Source organism: Streptomyces sp. NPDC059816 (assembly GCF_042732055.1).
Taxonomy (GTDB): domain Bacteria; phylum Actinomycetota; class Actinomycetes; order Streptomycetales; family Streptomycetaceae; genus Streptomyces.
The window spans coordinates 1-4932 of the sequence record NZ_JBHWIQ010000065.1 but is presented as its reverse complement, the minus strand read 5'-3'; the positions used below and the strand labels follow the sequence as shown (position 1 = coordinate 4932).

1 protein-coding gene is annotated in these 4932 nt (G+C 74.2%); it reads right to left on the bottom strand.

Annotation, left to right across the window (positions count from 1 at the left end):
• Positions 1–4932 (bottom strand): type I polyketide synthase (locus ACFV88_RS35945; protein WP_385496431.1); only part of this gene is annotated, 4932 nt, incomplete at both ends.

Below are 4932 nucleotides of genomic sequence, written 5' to 3'. Positions count from 1 at the left end.
CCCTCACGCGCCAAACGAATCAGATCCGCCACACCCAAACCATCAATCAATTCATCGTCACTCGAATCGTCGACCGACTCCTCGACAGGCTCGGCGCCCAGCACGGCGAGCAGTGGGGTGAGCAGTCCGGCTTCCCGAAGCCGGGCGAGGGGAAGGGCAGCGAGTTCCCGGCGGAACCGCGCCTCGTCGAACTCGTCCTCGTCCCCTTCCGTGGCGTCGGGGAACAGGTCCGCACAGAGCTTCTGGGCGAGCGCGGCCGGGGTCGGGTGGTCGAAGACCAGGGTCGGCGGCAGCGGCTTCCCGATCGCCTTGCCGATGCGGTTGCGCAGTTCCAGTGCGGTCAGCGAGTCGACACCGAGCTCGATGAAGCTGCGCCCGTCCAGGACGCTGCCGGCCTCGGCGTAGTCGAGCACCGCGGCCACTTCGGCGCGGATCAGGTCGGTCAGGACCTTCTCCTGTTCGCGCGGGGTGAGGCCGGTGAGGCGGTGCAGCAGGAAGTCCGCACCGTCCTCGCCGCCCGGTCCGCGGCGCTGCGACGTGCGCCGGGCGCGCACGAGTCCGCGCAGCAGCGGTGGTACGTCGCCGTTCAGCGCCGTGGTGTCCAGGTGCAACGGGACCAGGTGGGCGGAGCCGTCGCCGAGGGCCGCGTCGAAGAGTCGCAGCCCTTCGGTCTCGCTCAGCGCGCCCAGTCCGGCGCGGGTCGCCCGGGCCCGGTCGGCTTCGCCGAGGTCCGCCGCCATGCCGTCGGCCCACGCCCCCCAGCTCAGCGAGAGCGCGGGCAGCCCCCGGGCGCGGCGCAGTGCGGCGAGGGAGTCCAGGAAGGCGTTGGCCGCGGCGTAGTTGCCCTGCCCGGCACTGCCGAACACGCCGGCGGCCGAGGAGAACAGCACGAAGGCGGACAGCTCGGCGTCGCGGGTCAGTTCGTGCAGGTTCCAAGCGGCGTCCACCTTGGGGCGCAGTACGGTGTCGACGCGCTCCGGGGTGAGCGCGCCCACCACGCCGTCGTCGAGGACCCCGGCCACGTGCACCACCGCGGTGAGGGGGTGTTCCGCCGGGATCTGCGCGAGGGTGCGGGCCAGCGCGTCTCGGTCGGCGACGTCACAGGCCGCGAAGGTGGCCGAGGCGCCGAGCGCGGCCAGTTCGGCACCCAGTCCGGTGTCCGTGCCGCGACGGCTGACCAGCAGCAGCTTCCGGACCCCGTACGCGGTGACGAGGTGCCGGGCCACGAGCCCGCCGAGCGCGCCGGTCGCCCCGGTGACCAGGACCGTGCCGTGCCGGGGCCACTCGGGCGCGGCAGCGTCCTCGGGGACCGCTTCGAGTCGGGCGCCGAGCAGGGTTCCTGCCCGGAGCGCGGTCTGCGGCTCGTCGACGGCGATGAGGTGCGGCACGAGTGCGCGGGAGGCGTCCGCCGCGTCCAGGTCGGCCAGGTGGATGCGCCCGGGGTTCTCGGTGGCGGCCGACAGCAGGAGGCCCCGGGCGGCGGCCACCGGCAGGTCGGTCACGGTGTCGGTCGGGGCCGCGGCGACCGCGTCCCGGGTGAGCAGCACCAGCCGGGAGGCGGCGAACCGTTCGTCGGCGAGCCAGGTCTGGGCCAGGGCGAGTGCGCTGTGGCAGGCGGCCCGGGTCGCGGCTGCGGTGTCGCCGTCCGCGTCGGGCGCGGTGAACGGCAGCAGGACGGCGTCCGGCACGGCGGCGCCGTCGTCCACCGCGGCGGCCAGCTCGGCGAGGTCGGTGTGGGTCCCGGTCCGGTGCCCGGCGGCGGCGAGGTCGGGGGCCAGCTCGGCGGCGTCACCCAGCAGGGCCCAGGTGGCGGGCCGAGGCTGTGGCGCGGCGAGGTCCACGAACCGTCGCTGGTAGAGCGATCCGGTCGGGGTGGACCGGCCGAGTTGTTCGGGCGAGACGGGGCGCACGGTCAGGGAGGCGACCGAGAGGGCGGGGCGGCCGGACGGGTCGGTGAGGGTGAGCGACACCGCGTCCGGTCCGGCCGGGGCGATCCGGGCCCGGACCGCCGAGGGGCCCGCGGACCAGCGGCGGACGCCCGTCCACACGAACGGCAGTCGGGTCTGCTCGCTCACCGGCAGTGCGCCGAGGCCGATGGCGTGCAGGGTGGCGTCGAGCAGGATCGGGTGCAGCCCGTACTCGCCGGCCCGCTGGGCGTCGTCCTCGGTGAGCCCGATCTCGGCGAAGACCTCGGAGCCCCGGCGCCACGCCCGGCGCAGGCCCTGGAAGGCGGGCCCGTAGTCGAGTCGGCTCTCCGCGATGGTCTCGTACCAGTGCGTGAGGTCCACGGGGGTCGCGTCGGCGGGCGGCCAGATCGCCGGGAAGTCGAGCCCGGTGACCCCGGTGCGCTCCTCGGGGGCGAGGACACCGGCCGCGATGCGGGTCCAGTCTTCGGTGCCGGTGCCGTTGTCCGCGCCGGCGGGGCGCGCGTGCACGGTCAGGGAGCGGCGGCCGGTGTCGTCGGCCTCGGCCACCGACACCTGGAGGTCGACGGCGCCGGTGTCCGGTAGGACCAGGGCCGACAGCATGGTCAGCTCGTCGAGTGCGGCCCCGCCCACCTGCTCCGCGGCCTCCAGGGCCAGTTCCACCAGTCCGGAACCGGGGAGCAGGGCGGTGTCCCAGACCCGGTGGTCGTTCAACCACGGGTGGGCCTGGAGGCCGAGGCGCCCGGTGAGCAGCAGCGAGTCGGTGTCCGCGGGGCGCACCGCGGCGCCGAGCAGCGGGTGGGTGGTGACGTCGAGCCCGGCCGCGTCGGCCGCGCTGCGGGGCACAGCGACCGGCCAGTAGCGCTTGTGGTCGAAGCCGTACGTCGGCAGGTCGACGCGGCGCGCGCCCTCGGGGCCGGTCAGGGCGTTCCAGTCCGGTGTCCAGCCGCGCACCTGGAGGCGGGCGAGCGCGGTGAGGAAGGTCTGTTCCTCGGAGCGGTCCTGGCGCAGCGCGGCGACGAACTCCGGCTCGGGGCCGCTGTCGTCCGTCGTCACGCATTCCTGGCCCATGGCGCTGAGCACGGCGTCGGGGCCGATCTCCACGAAGGTGGTGACGCCGCTGTCCTGCAAGGTGCGGACGCCGTCGCCGAAGCGCACGGCTTCCCGGACGTGTCGGACCCAGTAGTCCGGTGAGCTGATCTCCTCCGCCGGCACCACCTCACCGGTCAGGTTGGACACCACCGGCAGGGTGGGCGGGTGGTAGGTGAGGGTGTGGGCGACCGCCCGGAACTCCTCCAGCATCGGGTCCATGCGGGGCGAGTGGAAGGCGTGGCTGACGCGTAGCCGTCGGGTCTTGTGGCCGCGTTCGGCGAGTTGTTCGGCCAGTGCGGTGACGAGGTCCTCGGCGCCGGAGATCACCACGGACCTCGGTCCGTTGACGGCGGCCACGGCGACCTGGTCGTGGTGGCCTTCGAGCAGGGGGGTCACCTCGGACTCGGCGGCCCGTACGGAGACCATGGCGCCGCCCTCGGGCAGGGCCTGCATCAGCCGGCCGCGGGCGGCGACGAGGGTGACGGCGTCGGGGAGGGTGAGCACCCCGGCGACGTGCGCGGCGGCCAGTTCGCCGATGGAGTGTCCGGCGACCCGGCTGGGTCGGATGCCGACGTGTCGCAGCAGTTGGCTGAGGGCGACCTCCAGGGCGAACAGGCCGGCCTGGGCGAAGAGGGTGTGGTCCAGTTCGCCGGGCTCGCCGTCGAGGACGACCTCACGCAGCGGCTTGCCGAGCCGGTCCCCGAACTCGTCGCACACCTGGTCGAAGGCGGCGGCGAAGACGGGGTAGCGGGCGTACAGCTCGCGGCCCATGCCGGGGCGTTGGCTGCCCTGGCCGGTGAACAGGAACGCCAGGTCGCCCGCGGTGGGGGTGCCCCGGACCACGCGGCTGTCGCTGCGGCCGGCGGCGAGCGCGTCGAGTCCGTCGAGCAGGACGGCGCGGTCGTGGCCGACGAGGACGGCCCGGTGCGGCAGAGCGGCGCGGCTGGTGGCCAGCGAGTGGGCGATGTCCTCGATGCGTTCCTGCGGCCGGGCCAGCAGATGGGCGTGCAGGCGTTGCGCCTGGTTGCGCAGGCCCTGTTCGGTTCCGGCGGACAGGGGCCACAGCACCCGCGCGCCGGTGCCGGGCGGTTCCTCCTGCGACGGGGCGGGGAGGTCCGGTTCCTCGATGATGACGTGGGCGTTGGTGCCGCTGATCCCGAAGGCGGAGATGCCGGCCCGTCGGGGGCGTTCGCCGCGCGGCCAGTCGACCGGTTCGGTCGCCAGGGACACGGCTCCAGAGTCCCAGTCCACGAACGGCGAGGGCTCGTCCACGTGCAGGGTCTTCGGCAGGGTGTCGTGCCGCATCGCCTCGATGAGTTTGATGATGCTGGCCGCCCCGGCGGCGGCTTGGGTGTGACCGAGGTTGGACTTCACGGAACCGAGCCACAGCGGCCGGCCCTCCGGACGGTCCTGCCCGTACGTCGCCAACAACGCCTGCGCCTCGATCGGGTCACCCAGCTTCGTCCCCGTTCCGTGTCCCTCCACCACGTCCACCTCGGCCGCCGACAGCCCGGCATCCGCCAACGCCGCCCGGATCACCCGCTGCTGCGCCGGACCGTTCGGCGCCGTCAAGCCGTTCGACGCACCGTCCTGGTTCACCGCCGAACCACGCAGCACGGCGAGCACCGGATGACCGTTCGCCAGCGCGTCCGACAGCTTCTCCACCACCAGCAGGGCCGCGCCCTCGCCCCAGCCGGTGCCGTCGGCGGCGGAGGCGTACGCCTTGCAGCGGCCGTCCGCGGACAGACCGCGTTGCCGACTGAACTCGACGAAGGCGACCGGCCGGGCCATCACGGTGACCCCGCCGGCGATGGCCATGGTGCACTCGCCCTTGCGCAGGGCCTGGGCGGCGAGGTGCAACGCCACCAACGACGAGGAACAGGCGGTGTCCAGGGTGACCGCGGGACCCTCCAGA